Below are 25161 nucleotides of genomic sequence, written 5' to 3'. Positions count from 1 at the left end.
TATCGATCGCGCGCGCTGCATCGGTCGCGCATGAATATTGCCGTTGGGACGGCGGCCACATCCCGTTTCTTGCTTAGCCCCTTGCGTGGCATATTTCCGCTTGACCCGGCCCGCGCGCGGGCTTTTCTCTCCCTGCATCGTCTTCAAGGAGAAACGCATGGCCGTCGATACATCGCCCCGTTCGAGCACCTGGACCTATGTCGAGGGAGAGTGGCTGACCGGCAACCCGCCACTGATCGGGCCGACCTCGCATGCTATGTGGCTGGCCTCCACCGTCTTCGACGGCGCCCGCTGGTTCGATGGCATCGCGCCGGATCTCGACCTGCATTGCCAGCGCATCAACCGCTCTGCCGTCAACATGGGCCTGAAGCCGACGAAGACATCGGAAGAGATCGAGGCGCTCGCCTGGGAAGGCATCGGCAAGTTCGACGGCAAGACGCCGATCTACATCAAGCCGATGTACTGGGGCGAGCATGGTTCGCCCTTCAGCGTCGTCGCCGTCGATGGCGACAGCACGCGCTTCGCGCTCTGCCTGTTCGAAGCCCCGCTCGGCAACGGCAAGACGAACTCGCTCACCGTTTCGCCCTTCCGCCGCCCGTCGCCGGAGACCGCGATGACGGACGCCAAGGCCGGTTCGCTTTATCCCAACAGCGGCCGCGCCATCGCCGAAGCGAAAGGCCGAGGCTTCGACAACGCCCTGATGCGCGACATGAACGGCAACGTCGCCGAGACCGCATCCTCCAACGTGTTTCTCGTCAAGGACGGCATCGTCAAGACGCCTGTCGCCAACCGCACCTTCCTCGCCGGCATCACCCGCGCCCGCGTCATCGGCCTTTTGCGCCAGGCCGGCTTCGAGGTTCGCGAGGAGACGCTCTCGGTCGACGATTTCATGGCGGCCGACGAGATCTTCACCTCGGGCAACTACTCCAAGGTCGTCGGTGTCAACCGCCTCGACAGCCGCGAACTGCACGAAGGCCCGGTGACCCGCAAGGCGCTGGAACTCTACATGAATTGGGCCTTCGGTCGCAGCACGGGCGACAGCTGAGTTTGGATCGAGGCGGAGAATGCGGATCGCCGCGGCGTCACCGATTCTCCTCTCGCCCAGGAGAGAGGGTGCCCGTGGTTCCCTGCGTTCAACGCTCCGCCGCGGCCGCCCTCGGCCGCACCATCCACGAATAAGCCGCCCCGGCGATGAGCAGCACGCAGGTGCCCAGAAACACCGCCCGCATGCCGACATGCCCGCCGATGAAGCCGCCGAGGATCGGGCCGGCGACCTGGCCGACATATTGCGACGACACCGACCATCCGAGAATGCTGCCGGCCGCGCTGTCGGGAACGCTGTGGCGGATGACGGCGGAGATGCAGGGAAGCAGCCCGCCGAGCGCCACGCCCATCAGGAAGCGGAGCACGATCAGCTGCCATGACGAGGTGACGAAGGCCTGCGGGATCAGGAGTAGGCCGGCGATGCCGAGCGCGCCAGCTATCACGGGCCAGTGGCCGATCCTGTCCGCCAGCTTGCCCAGCCGCGAGGCCGAAAGGATGCTGCCGAGGGCAGCCGCCGACATGACGATGCCGGCGACGATGGTCACCCGCGCCGGGTCCTCGACCAGCTGCGCGACATAGACGGTGATGATCGGCTCGATCGACATGTTGGCGAGCATCAGCAGCATGCCGGTGAAGAGCATGGCGATGACGGGTCCCTTGTCCGGTATCGAAGCCCAGCCGCCGCTTTCTTTGGCGGCCTGCTTGCGGGCAGGGGACTTCTCCTCCTTGATCAGGAAGAGCGTGGCGAGAAAGGCGAGGAAGATCATCGCGCCGGCCGCGAGAAACGTGCCTCGAATGCCGATCAACGCCGGTAGCACGCCGCCGATCAGCGGCCCGACCAGATTGCCCGCCATGATCCCGGATGCGAGCGTGCCCAGCGCCCAGGCCGAGCGGTCCTTCGGCGTCTGCGTCGCCACCAGCACCATCGAGCCGGACGAATAGCCGCCCGCCAGTCCGACGAAGAGCCTCAGTGCCACCAGCTGCCAGACGTTTCCGGCCATGCCCATCAGCGAGATCGCCACCGTCATTCCGAGGCTCGCGCGCACCAGCATCAGCTTGCGCCCGTAGATGTCGCCGAGCCGCCCCCAGAGCGGCGCGACGAAGGCGGCGGCGAAGAAGGTGGCGCCATAGGCGATCCCCGACCACTGCACGATCGCCGCGGGGTCGTTGACGCCGAGTTCCTCGACATAGAGCGGCAGGAAGGGGAGAAGCAGCGTCATCGCCACGATCGTCGTGAACGAGCCGACAAGCGAAACGGCCAGATTGCGCTTCCAGTAGATCGAACCTGGCGCGGCCGCGCCGGCATCCTCGGTCTTGTCGCTCATGTCATGGCCTTCTTCATCATCGAACCTCCCCATAGGAACGAAAGGCGGCGCTGAAGTCGATCAAGACCGCTCAGGCCCGGGCGAAAGCCGGGGCGGGGAGGTGAGGAGGGACAGGAGGGCGTTCCGTTTCCGGTGGCGAACCATTGATATAGTCCCGCCGTCGATGGGCCATCAAGGACGGATAGGGGGCCATTCGGTTCGCTCGACGTCGGATTCCGCCTCGCGGAGCTGGCCTTTTGCCGGACGGGCGGCAGTTTCCATAAGAGGAGGCTAAACACCATGACCGACGAAAACGACGCCCGGCGGGCCGGAACGGTCCGCGCCCTCTACGCCGCCTATATCGACGGCCGCAAGGATATCGTCGCCGCCATGCTGACGGAGGATTTCACCTTCTCCAGCCCGCGCGACGACCATATCGACCGCGACGCCTATTTCGACAGGTGCTGGCCGACACCGCCGCCCTTCGAACACATGGAGATCGAGTATCTCGGCCTTGCCGATGACGAGGCGGTGGTGCGCTATCGCGCGGTCAAGCGTGAGGGCGGAGCGTTCCGCAACATCGAGACGCTCCGCTTCAGGGGCGACAGGCTTGCCGCCGTCGAGGTCTATTTTGGCCGCGAGGCCTGAGGCTTCAGGCGCCCGACTAGGCCGCCACGCGCCGCGCCTGTCCGCGCGACACCAGGAAGGCCTGCGCCAGGCTTCCCGCCGAAAACAGCACCACCCAGATCAGGAGCGCCGTTTGCACCGGCGGCGAATCCGGGCCGTTGCCGATCGGGTTGGAGGGTGGCAGCCGCGACAGGGTTTCGTTGATCCCGGGCACCCAGAGCAGGAAATAGGTGAAGGAGAAGCCGAGGTTCCTGAGATACGGGATCAGCCGCCCGAGAAAGCCGAGCTTCGGCAGCACGAGACAGATGGCGGAAACGACAAGCACGATGATGGCAAGCGCATGGCCGGGGTTGAAGCCGCCGGTGGACGAGAGCCCGAAGGCGCTGATCGCGGAAAGCGCCAGCGTCGCCAGATAGACCTTGCCGACCGATGTTTCCGGGCGGATGGAGCGATATTTGGCGAAGCTGTAGAGCCCGGCGATGGCCGGGACGATGCTGATGGCGGTGTGGATCTCGCCGAGAAGCGAAAGCGGATTGGCCATGTCTGTTTCCTTTTGTGAACCGACTAGTCGGTCGGTTTTTGGGGCAAAGAAATGCGCATGCACGTCTGTTGGAAAGGCGATCTAACCGGTCAGCCTCCGGAGCGCGGGCCGGGTGATGCTTGCGTAGACTTCCGCGTCGCCGCCCGCGACCCGTGCCGCCAGCATGGCGCCGTGCACGGTGGCGACGAGAATGCGGGCGCCGAGCTGGGCGTCCTCGGCGCTCGCCAACTCGCCTTTGCTCTGCCCCTCGTCGATGAAGCCGGCGAGCCTCGCGGTCAACTCGTCGAAATGCGCCTTCACCTGCGCGGCGACCTCCGGCGGCAGGCTCGGCAGCTCGGCGGCCAGAAGGGCCGCGATGCAGAAGGGTGCGCTATTGTCTCGGATGCATTGTTCCCAGAAGCCGACATAGCCGGCAAGCCGCCGGTCGGCGCGCGGCTCATGCGCCGCCATCGCCGCCATTCCATCCTCCGTCGCTTGCCGGTAACGGGCGATCACCGCGACAACGAGGTCGGCCTTGCCGGGAAAGTGGTGATGGATCGTCGCCTTGCCGACGCCGACCACCGCGGAGATATCCGCATAGCTGAAGGCGTTGTAGCCGCGGCTGACGATCAGCGACTGCGCGCTGTCGAGAATGCGTGTGTATGTATCCGATGCCATGAGCCGATATCTACCGACTAGTTGGTCGGTCGTCAACGGGGTGCACGCAAACGTGAGCGTCGCGACGGGCGGGGGCGTCGCGGACTGCGGGAGGGGTGCCTCGGTGCTGCGGTCTGAAACAGGCGCTGCCCGTGCGTTGAGGTTCTGGTCATGGCCCCGCCGGTGGACCTCTATCGGCGAACAATCGGCGGGCCGCCTGCCAAGATGGCGCCGGCCGGCCGAAGCCGTGAACATCGGCTTTGTCCGAAAGCGGCCCGGCACCTCATGCACCGGGCCGCCGCGATCATGTCACTCCGCGGGTGGAATGCGCACGATCTCGCCATTGTCCGAACCACCACCCGTCCTTGCCTGCAGCAGCGACGCTTCGGAAATGTCGATCAGCGGCGAATAGGTGGCGGCCGGCATCCGCACCTCGCCCGCTCTGTCGTCTCTCGTCTCGAGGGTGATCGCGGCGCCGCGTTCGCCGCGCGCGGCTTCCAGCTGGCCGTTCATGATGGCGCGTTCGGCGCGCAGCTGCCGGATTTCCGACTTGGCGATCTCCAGGCTGGTGCGCAGCTGGCTGATTTCGTGACGGTCTGAATCCAGCCGCGTATCCATGTCGCGGCGCAGTGCATCGGCATCCCGGTCGCGGCGGATCCGCAGGCTGTCGCTTTCCCGGAGCTTCATCGTCAGCTCGTTGTTCTCGGTGGCGAGCTCGCGCCGCGCCGTCTCGCTCTCGGTGCCCGTGGCGCGGGCCCGCTGCAGCTCCTCGTCCAGCCGCTCGGCCCGCGAAAGGGCGGTCACCAGCTCCGATTTCACGCGCTTGGTCTCGTTGCGCGCCGCCTGCAGCTCCTCGTCGGTCATCCGGTTGCGGCCATTCGCCGTCACCAGCAGCTTTTCCATCAGCTCGGCCTTGGAGCCGATGGCGTCATGGCGCGTGGTCAGATGCGCGATCTCCAGTGCCGAGGAGGATTGCAGCGTCTCGAACTCGACCTCGAGCCGCTTGTGGCGTTCCTCGATCAGCAGCAGCTCCTGCTTCATCCCCGCCGACGCGGTCTGCAGGTTGCGCACCAGCGCCTCCTGTTCCGTCAGGCCGCGCTTCAGGTGGCCGCGCTCCTCGGTCAGCCGCGCCATCTCGCGGCTGTGGACGCCGTTGTCGCGCCGCGAGGTCTCGATCAGAAGCTCATGCGCGGTCGTCTCGCTGTCGAGGCGCGCCTTGGTCGCCGCCAGCTCGCGGCCGCGCTGATCCACATCCTGCTGCGCCCGCTTCAGCAGGGTCGATGCCTCGTCGAACTGGATCGTCCGGTCGTTCAGTTCGCGTTCGGCATCGAGCAGCCGTGTCTCGACGATGGTGAATTCCTCGAGCGCGATCTCGTGCAGCCCCTGCAGCGTGGTCAGTTCCTCGCGCAGCGCCGCACTTTCGGTGCGCAATTGCCCGTTGTCGGCGCGAAACGTCTTGTTCTCGCCGGCAAGCCGCACGTTTTCCTGGTCGGCCTTCTCGCGGGCGCTGCTTTCATAGTCGAGCAGCGAGGCGATGCGCGCGCATTCGGCGCGAAGCGAGCCGGTCTCGTTCAGCGATTGGCTATGCGTGCCGATCAGCGTCGCCACGCGGTCCTGCAGCGCGGTCAGGCTGGACAGCAGGTCGTCGGAACTGCGCTGGTTTTCCTCGATCGCCGAGCCGAAGGCCGACAGATCCTGTATGTCGGGCATCGCATAGCCGGGCCGCTCCACCGTGCCCGGTCTGCTGTCGGCGATCGACGCCTGTTGCTGCCCCGAAGCCGGCACCACCCTGCCGTCTTCCCCGCGACGAAAAAAGCTCATGACCATATCTCGTGTCCCCAAACACCACACCACGGGCGCATCCGAAATATGCCTCTCGACTAATCAAGCGATCTCTATCGAAGATTGCGAATAGCTCATAAAAACGATGCCCTGAGTTGCATCGTGAAAGGGCTATATGTTTTTGTCAAAAGACGGATGATGACAATCAACAGTCTTGTTGCGGCCGGCAATTGTTTGCCCGGGATCATGTGGGATTTGCGCAACAGGCGGCAGGGTATCATTCGTCGGGCCGATACCGTCCGCCCGGTCACTGCTCAGACCGGCAACGGCGATCAATCCTCGTAAAGCTTCGATTTCTTCGCCCAGTCGCGCCAGGGGTGCAGCTCGAAATGCGGCATGTCCCAGCCGTCTCGGATGTCGCCGTTCATGTCCCAGTCGCCACCCCAGCGCAGCTTCAGCGGCTTGCCGTCCAGCCCTTTCAGCTTGAGCTTCTTGGGTAGCGCCAGGATCACCTCGGAGAGGCGGATGAAGGCGTCCTTGTTGTTCCAGTCATAAGGGGCCGGAAACAAGTCGAAGGCGATCGCCGGAACGTAATTGTGGGCTGAATCGCCGAAATGCACCTTCGAGAAGCCGCCATTGAAGGCTCGCTCCTGCGCATCGCGCCCGCGGGTTGAATCGAGCACCTTGAAATCGATTTCGAGGATCGCCGCCTGGGCGATGGCTTGCAGATGCGGATGGCATTTCGAAAGGGCGGCAAGCGATGCGCTGCTGAAATGAAACATGACATCCTCCCATGCCGCGCCAAGATGGGCCGGCCCGGGAAGGCTATCGAAAGAAGGGTTGTGCGTACACAAATCGCCTGCAATCAATGATTGCAATCGACGGGGCCGCGCGGGCTGAGCACGACGGCGTACGCGGGGGCTCACTCGTCCGGCAAGATCCCCATCCGTTCGGTCTCAAGCTCCGTGCCGAGTTCGACCGCCTTGGTCTTCTTGTCGTAGATGCAGAAATAGCTGACGAAGCCGTTGGCGCCTTTCGGCTTGCCCGTCACCAGCGCCATGCCGAAATTCTCGCTGCCGAAGGGATCGACCACGGCATGCGGCAGTTCGACCTGCGCGCGCGCCGCCATTTCGCATTTTCCCTGCACCTCGGCTGCGAAATCCTTCCAGGCATCGCCCGAGGAGGCAGAGGCGGTGCCGGCCGCGACGGTGATGGCCGCGCCGCCGATCAGGTGGAGCACGGGGTTCCCTGTCATGCCCAGCCCTATGCCAAGCCTCATGCCAAGCCCTCGCATGCTTTTCAGTCCTCGCGGCGAAGCGCTAGAGGCGCTGTCTCGAAGCAGTGTCACAAGCACCGTCATCATGATCGATTTGCCCCTTGCGTGCCAAGCCCTTAGCGCGGGCAAATTTTCCGCCGTACCTGTGTTTTTTGACATTTCGCAGGTTGCCTCACCAAGCTTGCGCTCCTATGTTCCCGCACACCTGCCGATTACGCAAACTATTGCCAAAAGGAGACGACCATGGCTTTTGAATTGCCTGAACTTCCCTACGACTACGAAGCGCTGCAGCCCTTCATGTCGAAGGAAACCCTGGAGTTCCACCACGACAAGCACCACAAGGCTTATGTCGACAACGGCAACAAGCTCGCGGCGGAAGCCGGTCTCGCCGACCTCTCGCTCGAAGAAGTCGTCAAGAAGTCCTTCGGCACCAATGCCGGTCTCTTCAACAACGCTGCCCAGCACTACAACCACGTCCATTTCTGGAAGTGGATGAAGAAGGGCGGCGGCGGCAACAAGCTGCCTTCCAAGCTCGAAGCGGCCATCAATTCCGATCTCGGCGGCTATGACAAGTTCAAGGCCGATTTCGTCGCCGCCGGCACCACCCAGTTCGGCTCCGGCTGGGCCTGGGTTTCCGTCAAGAACGGCAAGCTCGAAATCTCCAAGACCCCGAACGGCGAAAACCCGCTCGTCCACGGCGCCACCCCGATCCTCGGCGTCGACGTCTGGGAACACTCCTATTACATCGACTACCGCAACGCCCGTCCGAAGTACCTCGAAGCCTTCGTCGACAGCCTGATCAACTGGGATTACGTCCTGGAACGCTACGAAGCCGCAACCAAGTAAGCGGTTTTCTAGAGACTGACGAGAACACCCGGTGGAGACGCCGGGTGTTTTTGTTTGTGTCACATCCCTGTCACCCACCCCGCCTAATCCGACGCCCATGACCCATCCTCTCCCCCTGTTCCGCTTCGGCATCGTCGCCGATCCGCAATACGCCGCGCGCAAGCCGCATGCCGGCATGGATCGCTATTATGAAAACAGCCCCGCCAAGCTCAAAGCCGCGATCGAGGTCTTCAACGCCGAGGATCTGAGCTTCGTCATCACGCTGGGCGACCTCATCGACCGCGATTTCGCAAGCTTCGACGCCATCCTCGATGCCTATGACGCCCTGAAGCACGACAATCTCTTCCTGCTCGGCAACCACGATTTCGCCGTCGCGCCCGAACATCTGGAAAGCGTCGCGGCCCGCCTCGGCATGCCGGCGCCCTATTACAGCCTCGCCAAGCATGGCTGGCGCTTCATCGTGCTCGATGGCAACGAAGTCAGCACCTTCGCGCCGCCGGTCGGCCATCCCTATCGCGAGATCGCCGCCGAAAAGCTCGCCGAACTGAAGGCCGCCGGCGCCATCAATGCCGAAGCCTGGAACGCCATGATCAGCGACCGCCAGTTCGACTGGCTGAAAACCGAAATCGCCGACGCCGCTGAAGGCGGCGAGCGCGTCATCGTCATGAACCATTACCCGGTCTATCCGCCCAACCAGCACGACTGCTGGGACCGCGAGCGCATCATCGCGCTGCTGGCCGAAAGCCCCAACGTCATGGCCTACTTCAACGGCCACAACCATGTCGGCAATTACGGTGTGGTCGACGGCTGCCACTTCGTCAATTTCAAGGGCATGGTCGATACCGAGAGCGAAAACACCTTCGCCATTGTCGACCTCTACGGCGACCGTATCGAAATCCGCGGCTTCGGACGCGAGGAGAGCAGGGTGCTGGCGCTCCGGTCCTGAGCGCCAAACAATCCTCGCCGTCCATGAAAAGCGAGGAAAAGTGCAAATTCCTGAAATGATTGCCGTCTCACCCACTTGTTACTTTTTAGCCGAGATTAATTTGCCATCATGCCGGGGTAAGAACGAGGCGCCGGGCTTCGAAAATCTCGGTATTGAAGAGGAGTAGCGATATGAGAATGAAATCAATCGTCGCGGCTGTGCTGGTCGCCGGCATGGGGGTCACGACCGTGTTTGCGGCCGACGGTACGCATGACGCACGCGTTGCCATGATGAAGAAGATCGGCGGCGCCACGGGTGCGCTGGCGGGGGTGGCCAAGGGTGAGAAGCCCTACGACGCCGAAGCCGTGAAGGCGGCGCTCGCCACCATTTCCGAAACCGCCAAGGCGTTTCCGGATCAGTTCAAGGCCGGCACGGAAAACGCGTCCGCCGATTCTGAAGCAAGCCCGAAGATCTGGGAGAACATGGACGACTTCAAGGCTCGCGCGGCAAAGCTCGGTTCCGATGCCGACATGCTGCTCGCCCAGCTGCCCGCCGATGCCGCCGGCGTCGGCGCCGGCCTGAAGACGCTCGGCGCAAGTTGCAGCGGCTGTCACCAGAACTATCGGGTCAAGAAGGAATAGTCCCGCTCCTCTTTTGAACAGGCGATCCGCCGTGGCCTTGCCGACGCGGCGGATCGCTTTATGTCCAGAGAGCCGGAAAGGCGATGGGAGAGCGGTGCATGGTTCGTCGGTTCGTCAGGTTTGTCCTCTGTCTTGTCGGCGTCGCCGTGCTGGGTGGCGCCGTCTTCTACCTGGTGACCGCGCCCAACCCGATGCCCGAAAGCAGTTGGGCCAACCTCGGCGCGCCCGATGCCAAGAACGGCGAGATGGTCTTCTGGGCCGGCGGCTGTGTCAGCTGTCATGCCGCGCCGGGTTCCGAAGGCGATGCCAGGCTGACGCTCTCGGGCGGGCTGGCGCTGAAGAGCCCCTTCGGCACCTTCTACCCCCCAACATCTCGCCGGACGAGCAGGCGGGCATCGGCAACTGGACGCTGGCTGAGTTCGGCAATGCCATGAAGCGCGGCGTGGCGCCCAATGGCGCGCACCTCTATCCGTCATTCCCCTATGCCTCCTACAGCCGCATGAGCGACAAGGACGTCAACGACCTCTACGCCTACATGAAGACCCTGCCGAAGAGCGGCAACGTCGCGCCGCCGCATGATCTGCCCTTTCCGTTCAACGTCCGGCTGGCGCTCGGCGGCTGGAAGTTCCTCTATTTCAACGACAGCGCGCGCGTCGTGCTTGCCAATGCCGACGAGAAGGTCAAGCGCGGCCAGTATCTGGTCGAGGGTCCCGGCCATTGCGGCGAATGTCACACCCCGCGCGATGCGCTGGGCGGCCTGAAGCCGGACATGTGGCTGGCCGGCGCCCCCAATCCGGAGGGCAAGGGCACCATTCCCAACATCACGCCGGGCTCGAAATCTATCGGCGGATGGAGCGAGGGGGATATCGCCAATTACCTGGAAACCGGCTTCACGCCCGATTTCGATTCGGTCGGCGGATCGATGACCGAGGTCCAGCAGAACCTCGCGCATCTACCCAAGGCTGATCTGGAGGCGATTGCCGCCTACCTGAAGGCGGTGCCGTCGCGTTAGGAATGTCTCAGTGGTAGAAATACCCCAAAATCGCCGCATTGCAGCATTTATTAGCATATTCGACTGAATGCCCCGCAGCGGCCACGCCGCCGCCGAATGACGATCCTCAAACGTCTTGCGAAAGGCCAGCTGAAATGCACAGCCCATCAGTATCTCCCGCCCGTGATGTCGCCAACGCCTCCGCCGACGATCTCGAAGCGGTCGCGCGCAAGGGCGGCAAGCTCAAGCGCATGGCGGTCCGCATCCCCACCTACATGGCCGATATCCGCGAGAACCCGGCCTGGCTGCCGATGTTCCTGCTCGCCCGCACCATCGCGGGGCGTCGCGCCCACTGGCTGACGGCAAGAAAGAGCAACGGCGCGATCGACAACCTGCCGACGATCTTTACAGGCGTGGACGCCGAAACCGCCGTCGATGCATTGAAGCGCGACGGCATCTTCCCGGACCTGCAATTGCCGCCGGATATCACCGAGGAGATATCCGCCTTCGGGCACCAGACCCCATGTTTCGGCAATTTCGACCGGAAGATAGAATTCGCGGCATCGGACCACCGCGCCACCGAGGACAGGCTCGGTCGCCCGATCCTATCCGGCCACCATTTCGAACGGGCGCTGGAGTGCCCGGCGGTGCGCACCGTCCAGCGCGACCCGCTCCTGTCGGAGATCGCCCGCCGCTATCTCGGCGCCCAGGCGCGGCTGATCACGACGCGCACATGGTGGAGCTTCCCGACCAAGGCCAGCGAAGCCGACCGCAGCCTTGCCTCGCTCGACAAGTATCATTTCGATCTCGACGACTGGCGGATGCTGAAGTTCTTCTTCTATCTCGTGGATGTCGACAAGGGCACCGGCCCGCACGTCTTCGTCCGTGGCAGCCACAACAAGCGCCGCATGAAGCATCAGTTGACATTGCTGGTCGGCCACCCGGCCGACGAGATCATCGATTATTACGGCAAGGACAGCCCGGTGACGCTGACCGGCAAGGCCGGCTCGGGTTTCGTGGAAGACCCTTTCGGCTTCCACATGGGAACCGTCGCCACCGAAAAGCCGCGCCTGATGATGGAGATCGGCTTCGGCGTCTCCAAACCCTCCCGCCGCCGCTTCCATGGCGAACCGGTGCTGCGCTAGCGAGCGCAGCCGCCGAGCGGTTAGGGGCGCAATAAAGCGGTGACTGCCGCCTAAGCCAGCGCCTGCAGATAGCGCATGCCGGTGACCGGGCGCGGAATGAAGTCCATGTGTTCGTAGAAGCGGTGCGCCTGTATGTTGCCCGTCGCGGCGCTGACCGAGAGGTAGCCGCAGCCGGCATTGCGGGCGGTGTCGCGGGCGCGGTTGACGAGATGCTGGCCGACGCCGTGGCCGCGATGGCCGTCGCGCACGAAGAGATGGTGCAGGTCCATGCCGCGCGCGCCTTCCTGGGCGCGATAGAGCGGCACCAGAATGGCGTAGCCGATCAGCCCCTCGTCGGTCTCGGCGACAAGCGCCGTGATCCAGGGCAGGGGGCCGAAAAGGTCGCGCTCGAGCTGCTCCGGCGTCGAGCCGGCGGCGTCGCCGTGGTGCCTGGCCAGCAGCGCGATCATGTCGTTGAGTTCGGGCAGGTCGCGCGGCTTGGCCGTGCGGATATTGATCACGGGCGGGCGGATCAATGAGATTTCGCTGTCTTCGATGTCGGTCATGTCTTGCGTCCCGGTCTGGCGTTTCGTGGTAATCTGCCGTCAGGACGCTTGAGATACAACAAAGCCGCCTGACGGCGGCTTGTTGACAATAAGATCTGTCCAGCCGCCCTTTACAGGTACAGCCAAAAATAAGAGCGGTTGATGTGCGCGTTCTTGATCATGGCGCAATACATCTTCCCAAATTCTCGTCTTGTCAAGCGCCCCGTCCGCGTTGCCATTTGTTTCGATCGCGGCGCACGGCGGTCATGCCTCGTTTTTCGCGCGCGCCCCGCCGTCCATTATGGACCTTGTGTCGCTTGTCGCGCTAAAGCTGATCCCGGCCGAAGACGCATGCGGGCCACATTCCCGCTTTAGCTCTGTCTTCACCGATTCTGGCAGAGGTCCTTTCATGCATCGTTTTTCGATCCGCCGCCGAGCGCTTCTCGGCTCCGCATTGCTCGCCCCGGCGCTATTCCTGCCGGCTGTCGCCCGCGCCGAGGAGGGCGGGGACGAGATCGACCGCCGCATCGGTGCGCTGGAAAAGAAGATCGGCGGGCGCATCGGCGTTTCCGTCATCGATACCGAGACCAACGTCTCCTTCGGCTATCGCGAAACCGAGACCTTCGCGATGTTCAGCACATTCAAGGTGCTCGCCGCCGCCATGGTGCTGTCGCGCGTCGACAAGGGCGAGGAAAATCTCGAACGCCGCGTCGTCTACGACAAGGAGCAGCTCATCACCTACTCGCCCGAGACCGAGAAGCATGTCGGCGGCGAGGGCATGAGCGTCGGTGATCTCTGCAAGGCGGCGATCACGCTCAGCGACAACACCGCCGCCAATCTCCTGCTCGAAAGCCTCGGCGGCCCGAAGGAGCTGACCAACTGGCTGCGCACGCTGGGCGACGGTTCGACCAGGCTCGACCGCATCGAGCCCGATCTCAACGACGTCGCCAAGGGCGATCCGCGCGACACGACCACGCCAGATGCCATGCTCGACACGCTCGGCAACGTCGCGCTCGGCTCGGTGCTCTCGGAGCCCTCGCAGAAAACCCTGATCGAATGGATGGTTGCCAACACCACGGGCAACGAACGCTTGCGCACCGGCCTGCCCGAGGACTGGAAGATCGGCGACAAGACCGGCACCGGCAAGAACGGCTCGGCCGCAGACATCGCCATCTGCTGGCCCCCACGCCGCGGCCCCATCCTGATCGTCGTCTACATCACCGACGCAACGGTCCCGACCGCCGAGATCAATCCCGTCTTCGGCGAGGTGGGGCGTATCGTGGCGGAGATGGTGTGAGGCGGCGGGCGGCTTGCTGAAGGGATATCCCGAGATTATATTGGAGTATATGGAGGGATATCCATGCCGCTTTACATCAAGAACGACGACATCGACAAGCTTGCGGAAAAGCTTGCTGCGTCCCGTAAGCAAAGCAAGACCGAAGTGGTAAGGCAAGCTCTCCTGCGCGAGATCGAACGCGAGGAGGCCGGGGTGTCACTCGTGGAGCGCGGACTGGCCTATGGTCGGGCACTGAGGGCACGTGCCGGTGCGGATCGAGGTCCGCCTGCCGACAAGGCATTCATCGACAGCCTATACGAGGAGTAGCCGATGTTCGTGGACGCATCGGCGCTCACGGCAATTCTCGTCGAGGAAGGTGACGCCCATGACTTGCTTGTGCGACTGAACAGGCACCCGCATCGCGTGACCTCGCCGATGGCGATATGGGAAACGGTCATCGCCGTTGCGCGCGAACTTAAACTGCCTGTCCATGCTGCTCACGAGGCTGTCGAAGGCTTCGTTACCCTCGCGGCGATCACGGTCGTATCGATACCTGCCGAAACTCGCTTTTTGGCAATTCAGGCATTTGAGCGTTACGGAAAATCGCGCCATCCGGCAGCACTGAATTTTGGCGACTGCTTTGCCTATGCTTGTGCGAAAGGGAACGGGATGCCCTTGCTCTACAAGGGAAATGACTTTGCGTTGACGGACGTGGAATCCGCCTGACTTCCGGAAATGGTAAGATATTTCATAAGGATAGGGCAAGAACATGAATCTTGCTCACATCGCGTTGAATCGATCTCTTAACCCTGGGCACCAAGGCTGACCATCAATCGAAGCGGCCCCATCCTCTCCCTCATTCTCGCCCTTGTGGCGGGAATCCAGCCGACGCGCGTCCGCGCGGCGAGGGGATTCTTCTTCGGCCCAATGGTGGGAGCAGGTCATTCACGGCGCAGACGCGCCGTGGCTGGATTCCTGTCACAAGGACAGGAATGAGGGCAGAGTCTGTGACCCGCCGCGCCTTCACGCCGCGGCAATATCCTCGGCCGCACTCTTGTCCTTGCTGTCATCGCCGGTCAGCTGGCGCCTGACCTCTTCGGCGACCTGCTTCTCGAACGCCATGCGGTCGTCCGTCGACATCGCCGCCACGTCGCCTTCGGTCAGGCCCATGCTGTCGAGCATCTGCTGGCGGATGCGTTCGGCGAGCGACATGTCGGCGAGGTCGCGGAATTCCTTGATGACGGCGTCGCGGCGGGCTTTGCCGGGTTCTTCGGTGCCCGACATCGTCTGGCTCTCGTCGGTCGCCTGCAGCGCCCACATGGTGTTCGATATGGATGGCGGCGTCGTGCTGGGCGCGAGCGATGCGCCGCCCTGACGAACGACGTCGTCGATCACAAGTGGCTGTTGCTTGTTGCGCTGGCCGGATTGCTGGAACAGGCCGCCGATGCCATAGGCGCTGGAAATGCTATCGCCGATCTTCATGGAAATTCCTCCTGAGACAATGCACGGGAGAATTGCAGCGAAAGCCTGCGCCAGCCTTTCGCTGTCATAATCGTCATAGTACGCGATCGACCCTCGGATGCCGTCGCGCCGGAACGCAAGATTGCCAGCAGGCTACCATCTTCATGGCCCTTCTAACCGCTTCACGGCAGCGTGTATCCGATCACGTAATCACCCGGCTTGGTGCCGATCGACCCATGCCCGCCGGCCACCATCACCACATACTGCTTGTTGTCCGACGTCGTGTAGGTCATCGGCGTCGATTGGCCGCCGGCTGGCAGGCGGGCTTGCCACAGCTCCTTGCCGTCGGTCACGTCATAGGCGCGCAGGTAGTTGTCGACGGCGGCCCCGAGGAAGGCGACGCCTCCCCTGGTGATAACAGGTCCGCCGATGCCGGGAACGCCGACCTTGAAGGGCAGCGGCAGCGGGGTCATGTCGCGGACCGTGCCGTTCTTCAGCTTGTAGGCGGTCTTGCCGGTTACGAGGTCTACGCCGGCGACATAGCCCCAGGGCGGCGCCTGGCAGGGAATGCCGAGCGGCCCGAGGAACGGGCCCATGAACACGCCGTAGGGCGCGCCGTCATTGCGGTTCAGGCCCTGTTCGCTGCCCTTTTCGTCCTGTCCCTTCGGCGGGATGTCGGCGGCGGGAACCAGGCGCGAGGTGAAGGCGAGATAGGTCGGCATGCCGAACATGATCTGCCGTTCCGGATCGACCGCGACCGAGCCCCAGTTGAAGGTGCCGAAATTGCCCGGATAGATGATCGATCCCTCGAGCGATGGCGGCGTATAGCGCCCCTCGTATTTGTAGCGGTGGAACTGGATGCGGCATGCGAGCTGATCGAACAGCGACACGCCCCACATGTTCTTTTCTTGAAGCGGCGGCGGCGAGAAGGTGAGGTCGGAGATCGGCTGCGTCGGCGCGGCACGGTCCTCGGGGATCGTGCCCTGCGGCGCCGGGATTTCCTTGAACGGAATGATCGCCTCGCCGGTGCGCCGGTCGAGCACGTAGATGTCGCCTTGCTTGGTGGGCGCCACCAGCGCCGGAACGACCGTGCCATCGGCCTTCTTCATGTCGAAGAGAACCGGTTGCGCGGGAACGTCCATGTCCCACAGGTCGTGGTGCACGAACTGCTGGACCCATTTCAGCTGGCCGGTCTTCATGTCGAGCGCCACCACCGACGACGAGAATTTCTCGACATTGGCGCTTCTTCCCATCCCCAGCTGGTCGGGCACCTGGTTGCCGAGCGGCACGTAGATCAGCCCGAGGCCCTCGTCGGCTGACAGAACCGACCAGCTGTTTGGTGAATTCGTCGTGTAGGTCTGGCCCTCGGGCAGTGGCGTCGTCACGTCGGGGTTGCCTGAATCCCAGTTCCACACCAGTTCGCCGGTGCGGATGTCGAAGGCGCGAATGACGCCGGATTGTTCCTTGGTGGAGTAGTTGTCGTTGACCGCGCCGCCGATGATCAGCTTGCCGTCGATCGCCACCGGCGGCGAGGTCGAGTAGTAGTATCCCGACGGATTGTACTTCATGCCCTTTTCGAGGCGCAGCGTGCCCTGGTCGGCGAAATCCGTGCAGACCTTGCCGTCGAGCGCGTCGAGCGCGATCAGCCGGGCATCCGAGGTCGGCAGGTAGACGCGGTCGACGCATGGCGCGCCGCCGGCCGCCGCCGTATCGTGATAGTAGGTGACGCCGCGGCATGTCTGGTGCTGCCGGTCTGGGTTCATGCCGGAATTGGCGTCGAACTTCCACTTCTCCTTGCCGGTCTTGGCGTCGAGCGCGATCGCCCAGTTATGCGGCGTGCACAGATAGAGCGTGTCGCCGACCTTGAGCGGCGTGACTTGGTAGGTCGTCTCGCCGACGTCATCCGGTCGCTTCACGTCGCCGGTCTGGTAGCGCCAGACCTCCTTCAGTTCCTTGACGTTGCTGACATTGACCTGATCCAGCGGCGAATAGCGCTGGCCGAAGGGTGTGCGGCCATACTGGTGCCACTCGCCGTCGGTCACCGTGCCGCCGAATGTCGGGGTGCCGGTCATGGCCGTCGGCAGGCTGCCGTTCTGGTCATGCGGGTTCGTCGTCATCGAATAGCCGGCGACCGCGATCGCGGCGAGAACAGGAATGGCGAGCGGCCATGGGCTGGCAGGGTAGGGCGTGCCGGTCGTGCCGGAAAAGCCGAGCGGCCGGCGGATCCACGGCGTCAGCAGCCACAGGCCGAGAAGGATGATCAGGCCGCCGCGCGGCCCGAGTTGCCACCAGTCGAAGCCGACCTCGTAGATCGCCCAGACGAGCGCGGCGATCACAAGCACCGCATAGACCCAGAGCGCCGCCGCCTTGCGCTTCAGAAGCAGCGCCGCCGTCAGCAGGAACATGATACCGGCGAAGAGATAGAAAAAGTTGCCGCCGAGCAGCACGAGCCAGAGCCCGCCGCCGCCGAGTGCCAGTCCGATCAGAACGAAAAGGAGGGATGTCAAGACGATCGCCATGAGGCCGGTCTCCAACTGAAATGCACCGAGCTCCCGTGGGGATGGGGAGCGATCAGGAATGCACGCAAACGGCGACAAAATCGTCTTGGCCGAAAGCATCATCAGCGGAAATAGAGCGGCCCGATCTGCCTTTCAACCGCCACAATCTCGAGCGCGGCCGCGGTCTCGCCAGCGGTAAACATTTAAAGACAGCTCACCTGGCCAACGGCCATGTAGGCAGCGAGGCTGCAACCGTTCCAGCCGAGCGTGAAAATAACCGCGTGTCGGGCTGCACGGAAATATCCTTTGCTGCGGATTGGTTTAATGACGACCGAGAGGAGAAGGACAAAAGCGCCAAATGCGCCAATGGCCATCATCACCATACCCAACGGCGGGAAGTAAATCGGAATGATTTGCCAACAGCTTGCGAATTTATAGGGCCCCGCCTTTGCGTAGGCCGCGCCCATCAAAATCACCCAGATGAGGGCGTGTATTATCAATAGACCGTATCGTCCGATCCCACCCATAAATACACTCCGCCGTTCTGTGATACTGGCCTCAGGAGCTCTGCTTATGAGTGCTTTTATTTTGCGACACAACTCACGTTCCGCAAAATGTCTGCAGAACCTGCTCCTCGGGCTTCGGCGGCTCCATATAGGCGGCGAATTGCGCGCGCTCCTCATAGGGTTTGGCGAGCACGTCGAGCAGCGCTTCGAACAGCGAGAAATCCGCATCCTCGACAGCGGCAACGATCGCCTGCTCGATGCGGTGATTGCGCGGGATGACGGCGGGGTTGACGCCAAGCATGGCGACGCCGCGTTCGGTGCCGGTGGTCGTCTCGCGCGCAGGTCGCTCGCGCCAGCGCACCAGCCATTCTTTCGCCGCCGTGCCGTCGCTGAACGTCTTGAGGAACGCGTGTTCGGCGCCGTCGTCGACGGCCAGATGCGCCAGGCGCCGGAAGGTCAGCGTGAAATCGGCCTGGCCGGCCTGCATGGTGGAAAGCAGCGACTGGATCAGCGAGAGATCGTCGTCTTCCACATCAGCAAGACCGATCTTCTCGCGCATCCCCCGCATCCAGTGCAGCTGGAAGCGCTCGCCATAATCCTTGATGACCACATTGGCGATCTCCACCGCCTTCTCCTGATCGGCGTCGATCAGCGGCAGCAGCGTTTCGCCGAGCCGCGCCAGGTTCCATTGGCCGATGCCGGGCTGGCTTGCATAGGCGTAGCGGCCGTTCTGGTCGATCGAGGAGAACACCGTGCCGGGATCGTAGGCGTCCATGAAGGCGCAGGGGCCGAAGTCGATGGTTTCGCCCGAAACGGTCATGTTGTCGGTGTTCATGACGCCATGGATGAAGCCGACATGCAGCCACCTGGCGATCAGCGCCGCCTGCCGTTCGGCGATAGCCTCGAACAGCGCGATGTAGGGATTGGCGCCGTCCTTCAGCTCCGGATAATGCCGGTCGATGACATAATCGGCGAGCGCCCGCACGCCTTCGGTATCGCCGCGCGCCGCGAAGAACTGGAAGGTGCCGACCCGGATATGGCTCGCCGCCACGCGGGTGAAGACGGCGCCCGGCAGGATCTGTTCGCGATAGACCGGCTGGCCCGTGGAGACGGCGGCCAGCGCCCGCGTCGCCGGCACGCCGAGCGCATGCATGGCTTCGCTGACGACATACTCGCGCAGCACCGGCCCGAGCGCCGCGCGCCCGTCGCCCCGCCGCGAAAACGGTGTGGCCCCGGCACCCTTCAGCTGGATGTCGCGGCGCTTTCCGTGTTTGTCGATCACCTCGCCAAGCAGGATCGCCCGCCCGTCGCCCAGTTGCGGCACGAAGCTGCCGAACTGATGCCCGGCATAGGCCATGGCCAGCGGATCGGCGCCCTCAGGCACGAGATTGCCGGAAAAGATCGCGGCGCCATCGCGCTTCAGAGCCTCGACGTCGAGCCCGAGTTCTTCGGCCAGCGGTTCGTTGAGCTTGATCAGCCACGGTTCGGCGGCCGAGGACGGCGCCTGCCGCGCGAAGAAGTTCCGCGGCAACCGCGCATAGCTGTTGTCGAAGGGAAAGGGGCGGGACGTGGGTGCATCCGAAAGAATGGTCATAGGCATTAGGTAGGGCTCGGCCACGCCCGGCGCAAGCGCCCAAGTGCCTTGCGCGCGCCAGGCGTTATCGATTGCGACCACCGCCACCACCACCGCCACCACCACCGCCGCCACCACCGCCGCCGCCGCCACCGCCGCCGCCCTTGCCGCCACCGCCTCCGCCCTTACCACCGCCGCCCTTGCCGCCGCCGCCCTTGCCGCCACCACCGCCACCCTTGCTGCCGTCACGGGAAGACGCTTGCGCGCTGGTGCCGGTGTCGTCGGGGAATTCGACCGGCGACGTGGACTTGACGATCGTGTTGGCGCGATAGGGAACGATGTTCGCCGCCTGCAGCTCGCCCTCGGCCTTTTTGCAGTCGTAGCGCGTGCTGCCGCCGTTGCGGATCAGGACCTGGCTGCCCTTGCTTCGCACGAACACCATGTCGTGGCCGACAAGCCGCGAACTCCTCTTGCCCAGCCTCTCGCTTTTCATCTGATAGAAGGTGCCGTTGACGCTGAGCACCGATGTCTCCCAGGAGACGTCGACCGACGGGCTGCCACCGCATTTCTGGTAGGCTTGCGCGCTGCCCGAGATAAGAACGGCGGTTGCCGTGATGAGATATAGACGCATGTGCCCCCGCTCTCGTTTTCGCCGGCGGCCCTGGCGCGTCGGCGCTCCTCGATGCGAGCTTGAGCGCCTTGGCGGCGAAGGCAATTCGGACATAGGAGGTAGGCCGCGCCCCGATTGCTGCGGGCTGGCCGGGGTGGTAGGATAAAATCGTACCTCCAGACGCCAGGACGCGGGAGACGAACATGGAAAAGCTCAGCATCACCCTGCCGGCTGAAATGGTCGATGTGATCAATGCCGAGATCGACGCCGGCGCCTTCGCCTCGACCAGCGAAGTCATCCGCGCCGCCATGCGCGCCTGGATGCGCCAGGAGGAAGAGCACAAGGAACGCATCGCCGCCATAAGGGCGCGCGTGCGGGAATCGCTCGATGATCCCAGGCCGAGCCTGAGCCTCGAGGAAATCGATGACTGGCTGGAGACGCTTGCGGTCGAGCCGAGCCCGCGATGAAGACCTACGGTGTCACGTTCCGCGGAGCGGCGCAGCGCGACCTCAAGACGATCTTCGACTATGTATTAGAGAGAAGCGGCAGCCGGCAAACGAGCGTGTTGTATCTCAAGCGATTGCGGGATCGCTGCCGACGCATAGGTGATGCCCCATTCGGCGGCGTGGCGCGACCTGATCTCGGCGCTGATTTGCGTCTTGCGGTCTTCGAGCGCAGCATCGTCATCCTCTACCGCGTCGAGGACGACAGGATCGTCATCACCAACATCTTCTCCGGCGGTCGCGACTACGAGACGCTGATGCGTGATCACCGCTGAGACACCCATACGCTGAGGTCACATCAGCCTTGCCATTTAAGCATAACCCCGCCACATTTGCGGGCGTATATAAAAACTTCATTCACCCTTGGCGCCAAGCCATTTCATGCCGCGGCGATTGCCTCTGCGCTTGAGCCGCGTATTCGCGAGCGATCCCGGACGATGTCGGATCAGATCTACCAGGCGGCCGCCCTTGGCCGCCCCCAGCCCAATTTCCGCGTCGTCGCGATGATCATCGCCAGCGCCATGTTCATGGAACAGCTGGACGCCACGGTTCTGGCCACAGCACTTCCCACCATGGCGCGCGATTTCGGCGTCTCCGCGCCGTCGATGAGCATCGCGCTCACCTCCTATCTGCTCAGCCTCGCCATCTTCATTCCGGCGAGTGGCTTGATTGCCGATCGCTTCGGCTCGCGCACCGTCTTCCGCTCGGCCATCGCCGTCTTCGTCGTCGGCTCGATCTGCTGCGCGCTGTCGCCCAATCTCTGGTCTCTCGTTCTTTCCCGCCTGCTGCAGGGGCTCGGCGGCGCCATGATGATGCCGGTCGGTCGTCTCGTGCTTCTGCGCAGCGTCGCCCGCAAGGACATGGTCAACGCCATGTCGTGGCTATTGGTGCCGGCGCTGATCGGCCCGATCCTCGGCCCTCCGGTCGGCGGCATGATCGTCACCTATCTCGACTGGCGCTGGATCTTCTACATCAACGTCCCGATCGGCATCCTCGGCTTCATCCTGGTCTCGATCTTCATCGAGAACTTCAAGGGCGAGACGAAGAAGCGCTTCGACACGGTCGGCTTCATCCTCTCTGGCATCGCGCTCGGCTCGCTGCTCTTCGGCTTCGAGAGCTCCAGCCGTCCGGGCGAGGGGATGTTCGCGCTGTTCCTGATCGCGATCGGCCTGCTCTTCGGCATCGCCTATCTCAGGCACGCGCGAAAGCACCCCGCGCCGATCATGGATTTCTCGCTGATGAAGGTGCCGAGCTTCGGCACCTCTGTTATCGCCGGTTCGCTGACCCGCATCACGCAGGGCGCGCAACCCTTCCTTCTGCCGCTCTATTTCCAGCTCGGCTTCGGCCTCTCCGCCGCCAAGGCCGGCCAGCTGGTGACGGCAGCCGCCATCGGCTCGATGGCGATGAAGGCCTTCGCGCCAAGGATCCTGCGCCGCTTCGGATTCCGCAACGCGCTCATTTTCAACGGCTTTACCGCTACGTTCGGCTATGCGCTCTGCGCCTTCTTCCGGCCGGACTGGCCGCTCGGCCTGATCTTTGCCGTGCTCGTCATGTGCGGTTTCTTCATGTCGTTCCAGTTCACCGCCTACAATACCGTCGCCTATGACGCGATCGAGCGCGACCGGATGAGCGCGGCCACCAGCTTCTACACCACCTTCCAGCAGCTGATGCTGTCGCTCGGCATCTGCGTCGGCGCCTTCGTGCTGCATGTGTCGATGACGGTAACCGGCAGCGGCGACACGCCGCAACTGCGCGACTTCTCGGCCGCCTTCCTGTTCGTCACCGCGGTCTCGCTCACCGCCACCTTCTGGAACCTGCGCTTCTCCCGCACCGCCGGCGCCGACATCAGCGGCCACGGCGGCAACAAGGCGGCAGCGCACGCCGAGCATTGAGTGCGGTCAGCCGTCTTCCATCGCAGCTGTAGACGGGCATTTGTGCTCTCTCGTTCGTACTGGGCAATTAAAACAGCGCCTTACGGAGCCCGGAGCCCCCTCATCCGACCCTCCGGGCCACCTTCTCCCCGTGGGGGAGAAGGGGAGGTTGGCGCGAGCGGTCCACCACGAGTCTCTTCTCCCCAACGGGGAGAAGGTGCCGGCAGGCGGATGAGGGGGCTACAAGCGCCGCCGTTTCCACCCAGCCACACCCGCCCCCCTTACATCTTCCCCGCCACCTTCACCGCAAACGCATACTCGAACGCAACCTCCTCCAGCCGCTGGAAGCGCCCGGATGCGCCGCCATGGCCGGCGTCCATGTTGGTCTTCAGCAACACCGGCGCGCCGCCGGTCGACTTGTCGCGCAGCTTCGCCACCCATTTGGTCGGCTCCCAATAGGTCACGCGCGGGTCCGTCAGGCCGCTCAGCGTCAGGATCGGCGGGTAGGGCTTGGCTTCCACATTGTCGTAGGGCGAGTAAGCTGCGATCTGGTCGTATTCCTCGCGGCTGTCGATCGGGTTGCCCCATTCCGGCCATTCCGGCGGGGTCAGCGGCAGCGTGTCGTCGAGCATGGTGTTCAACACGTCAACGAAGGGAACGGCGGCGATGACGCCGGCGAATTTTTCCGGCGCCATGTTCGAGATCGCCCCCATCAGCATGCCGCCGGCCGAGCCGCCCTCGGCGATGATGTTTGCGTAGGAGGTGAACTTCTGTTGATTCAGATAGTCGGCCGCCGCGATGAAGTCCTTGAAGGTGTTGGTCTTCTTCTCCATCTTGCCATCTTCGTACCACGCGAAGCCCCGGTCCTTGCCGCCGCGGATATGGGCGATGGCATAGACGAAGCCGCGATCGACGAGCGACAGGCAGTTGGTGTTGAAGCTCGCCGGAATGGTCACGCCATAGGCGCCGTAGCCGTAGAGCAGGCAAGGGGCGGAGCCGTCGAGCGGCGTGTCCTTGCGATAGAGCAACGTCACCGGCACTTCGACGCCGTCCCAACCGGGCGCGAACACGCGGCGGGTGACATAGTCGTCGATATTGTGGCCCGACGGCACGTCCTGCGTCTTCAACAGCGTGCGCTCGCGCGTCACCATGTTGTAGTCGTAGAGCTGCGATGGCGTGGTCATCGAGGAGTAGGAGAAGCGGATCACGTCGCTGTCATATTCGGCGGCACCCTGCAGGCCGAGCGAATAGGCCTCTTCCGCAAAGCCGATCGCGTGCTCCTCGCCGGTCGCCCGGTCGCGGATCATGATCTGCGGCAGGCCGTCCTTGCGCTCCAGCCACAGCAGGTGGCGGGCATAGGCCATGTGGCTGATGATCAGCGTGCCCGGCTTGTGCGGAACCACCTCGCGCCAGTTTTCCTTGCCGGGATTGTCAACCGGCGCTTCCACGATCTTGAAATCCTTGGCCTCGCCGTCGTTGGTGAGGATGTAGAACACATCGCCGCCCTCGGTCAGCGTGTACTCGATACCCTCTTCGCGGGCCGCCACCAGCTTCGGCTTGGCGGTCAGGTCGCCGGTCGGGATCAAGAGATATTCCGAGGTCTCGTGGTCGTGAATGTCGATGAAGATGAAGTCGTCGAGCAGGGAACCGCCGACGCCCATGAAGAAGCCCGCGTCCTCTTCCTCGTAGACCAGCCGATCTTCCGATTGCGGCGTGCCGATGATGTGGTGGAACACCTTGGAGGGGCGGTGGTTCTCGTCCAGCGCCGAATAGAAGAAGCTCTTGCCATCGGGCGCCCAGGCGCCGCCGCCGCCGGTGTTCTCGATCAGATCGGGCAGGTCTTCGCCGGTCTTGAGGTCGCGAACCTTCAGCGTGTAGAACTCCGAGCCCTTGTCGTCATAGCCCCAGATGCCGCGATCGTGGTCGGTGGAATGGTCGATGCCGGCCAGCCGGAAGTAGGCCTTGCCCTCGGCTTCCTTGTCGCCGTCGAGCAGCACGGTGCGCTGGCTCTCATCCTTGATGTCGGCGTCGCGCGGAATGCGGAAATAGCGCGGCTGCTCGCCGCCGGTCACGAAGAAGGTGCCGTAGGCGAAAGGCCCGTCCTTCATCGGGATCGAGCTGTCGTCTTCCTTGATACGCCCGCGCATCTCGGCAAACAGCGTCTTCTGCAGCGGCTTGGTGTCTTCCATCGCCGCGTTCATATAGGCGTTTTCCGCCTCCAGATGCTTGCGGATCTCGGGGTCGAGGATCGAGGGATCCTTGAACATCGCCTGCCAGTTGTCGGCGCGCAGCCAGGCGTAATCGTCCGTGCGGGTAATGCCGTGACGCGTATCGGAACGCGGCTTCTTCGGTGCGACGGGCGGGTTCGGCAGATCTTTGAAGACGGACAAGGAAAGCTCCGGGGTCGGATTTCAGGTTGTGAAGAGATAGAGACGCCGGCGCCGCCGATCAAGCGCCAAAAGCCGCCCACGAGAGCGCCATGCGAAGGCGCCGCGCGATCCCGGGCGGTCCCTGGCGAACCGCATCCGTGCAAAACCCGGGGAATGCCCGTTTTGCCTTGATGTGACCACAATATTTAAGA

General features: G+C 63.6%; 25 protein-coding genes and 2 pseudogenes. 14 read left to right on the top strand and 13 right to left on the bottom strand.

Annotation, left to right across the window (positions count from 1 at the left end; translation table 11 throughout):
- The first annotated feature begins 157 nt into the window (after window positions 1-157).
- Window positions 158-1045 (top strand): branched-chain amino acid aminotransferase, encoded by an 888-nt coding sequence (locus P3R82_RS19955; RefSeq protein ID WP_283195024.1) that lies wholly within the window; start codon window positions 158-160, stop codon window positions 1043-1045.
- 88 nt (window positions 1046-1133) lie between these two features.
- On the opposite strand, the gene P3R82_RS19950 is transcribed toward P3R82_RS19955, so the two are convergent.
- Window positions 1134-2369: an MFS transporter gene (locus tag P3R82_RS19950; protein ID WP_283195023.1), complete on the bottom strand. Its 1236-nt coding sequence runs from the start codon at window positions 2367-2369 to the stop codon at window positions 1134-1136.
- Between the two features lie 279 nt (window positions 2370-2648).
- Between P3R82_RS19950 and P3R82_RS19945 the strand changes: the two genes are divergently transcribed.
- Window positions 2649-2996 (top strand): nuclear transport factor 2 family protein, encoded by a 348-nt coding sequence (locus tag P3R82_RS19945; protein ID WP_283195022.1) that lies wholly within the window; start codon window positions 2649-2651, stop codon window positions 2994-2996.
- Between the two features lie 16 nt (window positions 2997-3012).
- On the opposite strand, the gene P3R82_RS19940 is transcribed toward P3R82_RS19945, so the two are convergent.
- The 5 genes from P3R82_RS19940 to P3R82_RS19920 form a co-directional block, all read right to left on the bottom strand.
- The gene (locus P3R82_RS19940; protein ID WP_283195021.1) at window positions 3013-3516 is read right to left on the bottom strand and encodes a hypothetical protein; all 504 of its coding nucleotides are present in this window, start codon (window positions 3514-3516) and stop codon (window positions 3013-3015) included.
- A gap of 81 nt (window positions 3517-3597) precedes the next feature.
- Complete coding sequence (locus P3R82_RS19935) at window positions 3598-4173, bottom strand: TetR/AcrR family transcriptional regulator (RefSeq protein ID WP_283195020.1); 576 nt, start codon at window positions 4171-4173, stop codon at window positions 3598-3600.
- A 288-nt stretch (window positions 4174-4461) separates the two neighbouring features.
- Window positions 4462-5973, bottom strand: coding sequence for a hypothetical protein (locus P3R82_RS19930; protein WP_349294075.1), 1512 nt, complete (start codon window positions 5971-5973; stop codon window positions 4462-4464).
- A 293-nt stretch (window positions 5974-6266) separates the two neighbouring features.
- Complete coding sequence (locus P3R82_RS19925) at window positions 6267-6716, bottom strand: hypothetical protein (protein WP_283195018.1); 450 nt, start codon at window positions 6714-6716, stop codon at window positions 6267-6269.
- Between the two features lie 140 nt (window positions 6717-6856).
- Window positions 6857-7189 carry a hypothetical protein gene (locus P3R82_RS19920; protein WP_183901103.1) on the bottom strand — a complete coding sequence of 111 codons (333 nt, stop codon included), beginning with the start codon at window positions 7187-7189 and terminating at the stop codon, window positions 6857-6859.
- 264 nt (window positions 7190-7453) lie between these two features.
- Here P3R82_RS19920 and P3R82_RS19915 point away from each other — a divergent pair, with 264 nt between their 5' ends.
- The 5 genes and pseudogenes from P3R82_RS19915 to P3R82_RS19895 all read left to right on the top strand — a co-directional run bounded on the left by P3R82_RS19915 (window position 7454) and on the right by P3R82_RS19895 (window position 11758).
- On the top strand, window positions 7454-8056 hold the full coding sequence (locus P3R82_RS19915) for a superoxide dismutase (RefSeq protein ID WP_037180608.1): 603 nt from the start codon (window positions 7454-7456) through the stop codon (window positions 8054-8056).
- Between the two features lie 97 nt (window positions 8057-8153).
- On the top strand, window positions 8154-9002 hold the full coding sequence (locus P3R82_RS19910) for a metallophosphoesterase (RefSeq protein ID WP_283195017.1): 849 nt from the start codon (window positions 8154-8156) through the stop codon (window positions 9000-9002).
- A 170-nt stretch (window positions 9003-9172) separates the two neighbouring features.
- Entirely contained in the window at window positions 9173-9622 is a 450-nt protein-coding gene (locus tag P3R82_RS19905; protein WP_283195016.1) for a cytochrome c, read from the top strand.
- Window positions 9623-9720: 98 nt separating this feature from the next.
- Window positions 9721-10634, top strand: a pseudogene (locus P3R82_RS19900) (cytochrome c).
- A gap of 134 nt (window positions 10635-10768) precedes the next feature.
- The gene (locus P3R82_RS19895) at window positions 10769-11758 is read left to right on the top strand and encodes a phytanoyl-CoA dioxygenase family protein (protein WP_283195015.1); all 990 of its coding nucleotides are present in this window, start codon (window positions 10769-10771) and stop codon (window positions 11756-11758) included.
- A 50-nt stretch (window positions 11759-11808) separates the two neighbouring features.
- Here the strand turns inward: P3R82_RS19895 and P3R82_RS19890 are convergent, their stop codons facing one another.
- Window positions 11809-12303, bottom strand: a complete 495-nt coding sequence (locus tag P3R82_RS19890; RefSeq protein WP_183901107.1) for a GNAT family N-acetyltransferase — start codon at window positions 12301-12303, stop codon at window positions 11809-11811.
- Window positions 12304-12691: 388 nt separating this feature from the next.
- On the opposite strand from P3R82_RS19890, the gene bla reads away from it, so the two are divergent.
- The 3 genes from bla to P3R82_RS19875 all read left to right on the top strand — a co-directional run bounded on the left by bla (window position 12692) and on the right by P3R82_RS19875 (window position 14284).
- Window positions 12692-13579 carry a class A beta-lactamase gene (gene bla, locus P3R82_RS19885; protein ID WP_283195014.1) on the top strand — a complete coding sequence of 296 codons (888 nt, stop codon included), beginning with the start codon at window positions 12692-12694 and terminating at the stop codon, window positions 13577-13579.
- Window positions 13580-13642: 63 nt separating this feature from the next.
- The gene (locus P3R82_RS19880; RefSeq protein ID WP_183901109.1) at window positions 13643-13885 is read left to right on the top strand and encodes a type II toxin-antitoxin system VapB family antitoxin; all 243 of its coding nucleotides are present in this window, start codon (window positions 13643-13645) and stop codon (window positions 13883-13885) included.
- Between the two features lie 3 nt (window positions 13886-13888).
- Window positions 13889-14284, top strand: a complete 396-nt coding sequence (locus P3R82_RS19875) for a type II toxin-antitoxin system VapC family toxin (protein WP_183901110.1) — start codon at window positions 13889-13891, stop codon at window positions 14282-14284.
- A gap of 297 nt (window positions 14285-14581) precedes the next feature.
- Here the strand turns inward: P3R82_RS19875 and P3R82_RS19870 are convergent, their stop codons facing one another.
- The 5 genes from P3R82_RS19870 to P3R82_RS19850 all read right to left on the bottom strand — a co-directional run bounded on the left by P3R82_RS19870 (window position 14582) and on the right by P3R82_RS19850 (window position 20227).
- Entirely contained in the window at window positions 14582-15040 is a 459-nt protein-coding gene (locus P3R82_RS19870) for a hypothetical protein (RefSeq protein WP_283195013.1), read from the bottom strand.
- 161 nt (window positions 15041-15201) lie between these two features.
- Complete coding sequence (locus P3R82_RS19865; RefSeq protein ID WP_283195012.1) at window positions 15202-17538, bottom strand: glucose/quinate/shikimate family membrane-bound PQQ-dependent dehydrogenase; 2337 nt, start codon at window positions 17536-17538, stop codon at window positions 15202-15204.
- Between the two features lie 182 nt (window positions 17539-17720).
- Window positions 17721-18044: a hypothetical protein gene (locus P3R82_RS19860; RefSeq protein ID WP_283195011.1), complete on the bottom strand. Its 324-nt coding sequence runs from the start codon at window positions 18042-18044 to the stop codon at window positions 17721-17723.
- A 73-nt stretch (window positions 18045-18117) separates the two neighbouring features.
- Window positions 18118-19617 carry a protein adenylyltransferase SelO gene (locus P3R82_RS19855; RefSeq protein WP_283196385.1) on the bottom strand — a complete coding sequence of 500 codons (1500 nt, stop codon included), beginning with the start codon at window positions 19615-19617 and terminating at the stop codon, window positions 18118-18120.
- Between the two features lie 64 nt (window positions 19618-19681).
- A complete protein-coding gene (locus P3R82_RS19850) occupies window positions 19682-20227 on the bottom strand; it encodes a hypothetical protein (RefSeq protein WP_283195010.1) in 546 nt (181 codons plus the stop codon).
- Window positions 20228-20409: 182 nt separating this feature from the next.
- Here P3R82_RS19850 and P3R82_RS19845 point away from each other — a divergent pair, with 182 nt between their 5' ends.
- The 4 genes and pseudogenes from P3R82_RS19845 to P3R82_RS30305 all read left to right on the top strand — a co-directional run.
- Window positions 20410-20673, top strand: a complete 264-nt coding sequence (locus P3R82_RS19845; RefSeq protein WP_283195009.1) for a type II toxin-antitoxin system ParD family antitoxin — start codon at window positions 20410-20412, stop codon at window positions 20671-20673.
- The gene (locus P3R82_RS19840) at window positions 20670-20984 is read left to right on the top strand and encodes a type II toxin-antitoxin system RelE/ParE family toxin (RefSeq protein WP_283195008.1); all 315 of its coding nucleotides are present in this window, start codon (window positions 20670-20672) and stop codon (window positions 20982-20984) included. The genes P3R82_RS19845 and P3R82_RS19840 overlap by 4 nt, the downstream gene beginning before the upstream one ends.
- Window positions 20985-21146: 162 nt before the next feature.
- Entirely contained in the window at window positions 21147-22601 is a 1455-nt protein-coding gene (locus tag P3R82_RS19835; protein ID WP_283195007.1) for a DHA2 family efflux MFS transporter permease subunit, read from the top strand.
- A 40-nt stretch (window positions 22602-22641) separates the two neighbouring features.
- A pseudogene (locus P3R82_RS30305) lies at window positions 22642-22822 on the top strand (hypothetical protein); the annotation flags it as partial.
- Between the two features lie 39 nt (window positions 22823-22861).
- Here the strand turns inward: P3R82_RS30305 and P3R82_RS19830 are convergent.
- Window positions 22862-24970: a S9 family peptidase gene (locus tag P3R82_RS19830; protein WP_283195006.1), complete on the bottom strand. Its 2109-nt coding sequence runs from the start codon at window positions 24968-24970 to the stop codon at window positions 22862-22864.
- Between the last annotated feature and the right edge of the window lie 191 nt (window positions 24971-25161).

Source organism: Rhizobium sp. AN80A, assembly GCF_030053015.1.
In the GTDB taxonomy this organism is placed as follows: Bacteria; Pseudomonadota; Alphaproteobacteria; order Rhizobiales; family Rhizobiaceae; genus Rhizobium; species Rhizobium metallidurans.
This window is presented reverse-complemented; position numbering and strand designations above follow the sequence as displayed.

Bases quoted from the DNA above. Each gene is read 5' to 3' on its own strand.
- P3R82_RS19955 (WP_283195024.1), top strand. From the start codon at position 158: ATGGCCGTCGATACATCGCCCCGTTCGAGCACCTGGACCTATGTCGAG.
- P3R82_RS19950 (WP_283195023.1), bottom strand. From the start codon at position 2,369: ATGAGCGACAAGACCGAGGATGCCGGCGCGGCCGCGCCAGGTTCGATC.
- P3R82_RS19945 (WP_283195022.1), top strand. From the start codon at position 2,649: ATGACCGACGAAAACGACGCCCGGCGGGCCGGAACGGTCCGCGCCCTC.
- P3R82_RS19940 (WP_283195021.1), bottom strand. From the start codon at position 3,516: ATGGCCAATCCGCTTTCGCTTCTCGGCGAGATCCACACCGCCATCAGC.
- P3R82_RS19935 (WP_283195020.1), bottom strand. From the start codon at position 4,173: ATGGCATCGGATACATACACACGCATTCTCGACAGCGCGCAGTCGCTG.
- P3R82_RS19930 (WP_349294075.1), bottom strand. From the start codon at position 5,973: ATGAGCTTTTTTCGTCGCGGGGAAGACGGCAGGGTGGTGCCGGCTTCG.
- P3R82_RS19925 (WP_283195018.1), bottom strand. From the start codon at position 6,716: ATGTTTCATTTCAGCAGCGCATCGCTTGCCGCCCTTTCGAAATGCCAT.
- P3R82_RS19920 (WP_183901103.1), bottom strand. From the start codon at position 7,189: ATGACAGGGAACCCCGTGCTCCACCTGATCGGCGGCGCGGCCATCACC.
- P3R82_RS19915 (WP_037180608.1), top strand. From the start codon at position 7,454: ATGGCTTTTGAATTGCCTGAACTTCCCTACGACTACGAAGCGCTGCAG.
- P3R82_RS19910 (WP_283195017.1), top strand. From the start codon at position 8,154: ATGACCCATCCTCTCCCCCTGTTCCGCTTCGGCATCGTCGCCGATCCG.
- P3R82_RS19905 (WP_283195016.1), top strand. From the start codon at position 9,173: ATGAGAATGAAATCAATCGTCGCGGCTGTGCTGGTCGCCGGCATGGGG.
- P3R82_RS19895 (WP_283195015.1), top strand. From the start codon at position 10,769: ATGCACAGCCCATCAGTATCTCCCGCCCGTGATGTCGCCAACGCCTCC.
- P3R82_RS19890 (WP_183901107.1), bottom strand. From the start codon at position 12,303: ATGACCGACATCGAAGACAGCGAAATCTCATTGATCCGCCCGCCCGTG.
- bla (WP_283195014.1), top strand. From the start codon at position 12,692: ATGCATCGTTTTTCGATCCGCCGCCGAGCGCTTCTCGGCTCCGCATTG.
- P3R82_RS19880 (WP_183901109.1), top strand. From the start codon at position 13,643: ATGCCGCTTTACATCAAGAACGACGACATCGACAAGCTTGCGGAAAAG.
- P3R82_RS19875 (WP_183901110.1), top strand. From the start codon at position 13,889: ATGTTCGTGGACGCATCGGCGCTCACGGCAATTCTCGTCGAGGAAGGT.
- P3R82_RS19870 (WP_283195013.1), bottom strand. From the start codon at position 15,040: ATGAAGATCGGCGATAGCATTTCCAGCGCCTATGGCATCGGCGGCCTG.
- P3R82_RS19865 (WP_283195012.1), bottom strand. From the start codon at position 17,538: ATGGCGATCGTCTTGACATCCCTCCTTTTCGTTCTGATCGGACTGGCA.
- P3R82_RS19860 (WP_283195011.1), bottom strand. From the start codon at position 18,044: ATGGGTGGGATCGGACGATACGGTCTATTGATAATACACGCCCTCATC.
- P3R82_RS19855 (WP_283196385.1), bottom strand. From the start codon at position 19,617: ATGACCATTCTTTCGGATGCACCCACGTCCCGCCCCTTTCCCTTCGAC.
- P3R82_RS19850 (WP_283195010.1), bottom strand. From the start codon at position 20,227: ATGCGTCTATATCTCATCACGGCAACCGCCGTTCTTATCTCGGGCAGC.
- P3R82_RS19845 (WP_283195009.1), top strand. From the start codon at position 20,410: ATGGAAAAGCTCAGCATCACCCTGCCGGCTGAAATGGTCGATGTGATC.
- P3R82_RS19840 (WP_283195008.1), top strand. From the start codon at position 20,670: ATGAAGACCTACGGTGTCACGTTCCGCGGAGCGGCGCAGCGCGACCTC.
- P3R82_RS19835 (WP_283195007.1), top strand. From the start codon at position 21,147: ATGTCGGATCAGATCTACCAGGCGGCCGCCCTTGGCCGCCCCCAGCCC.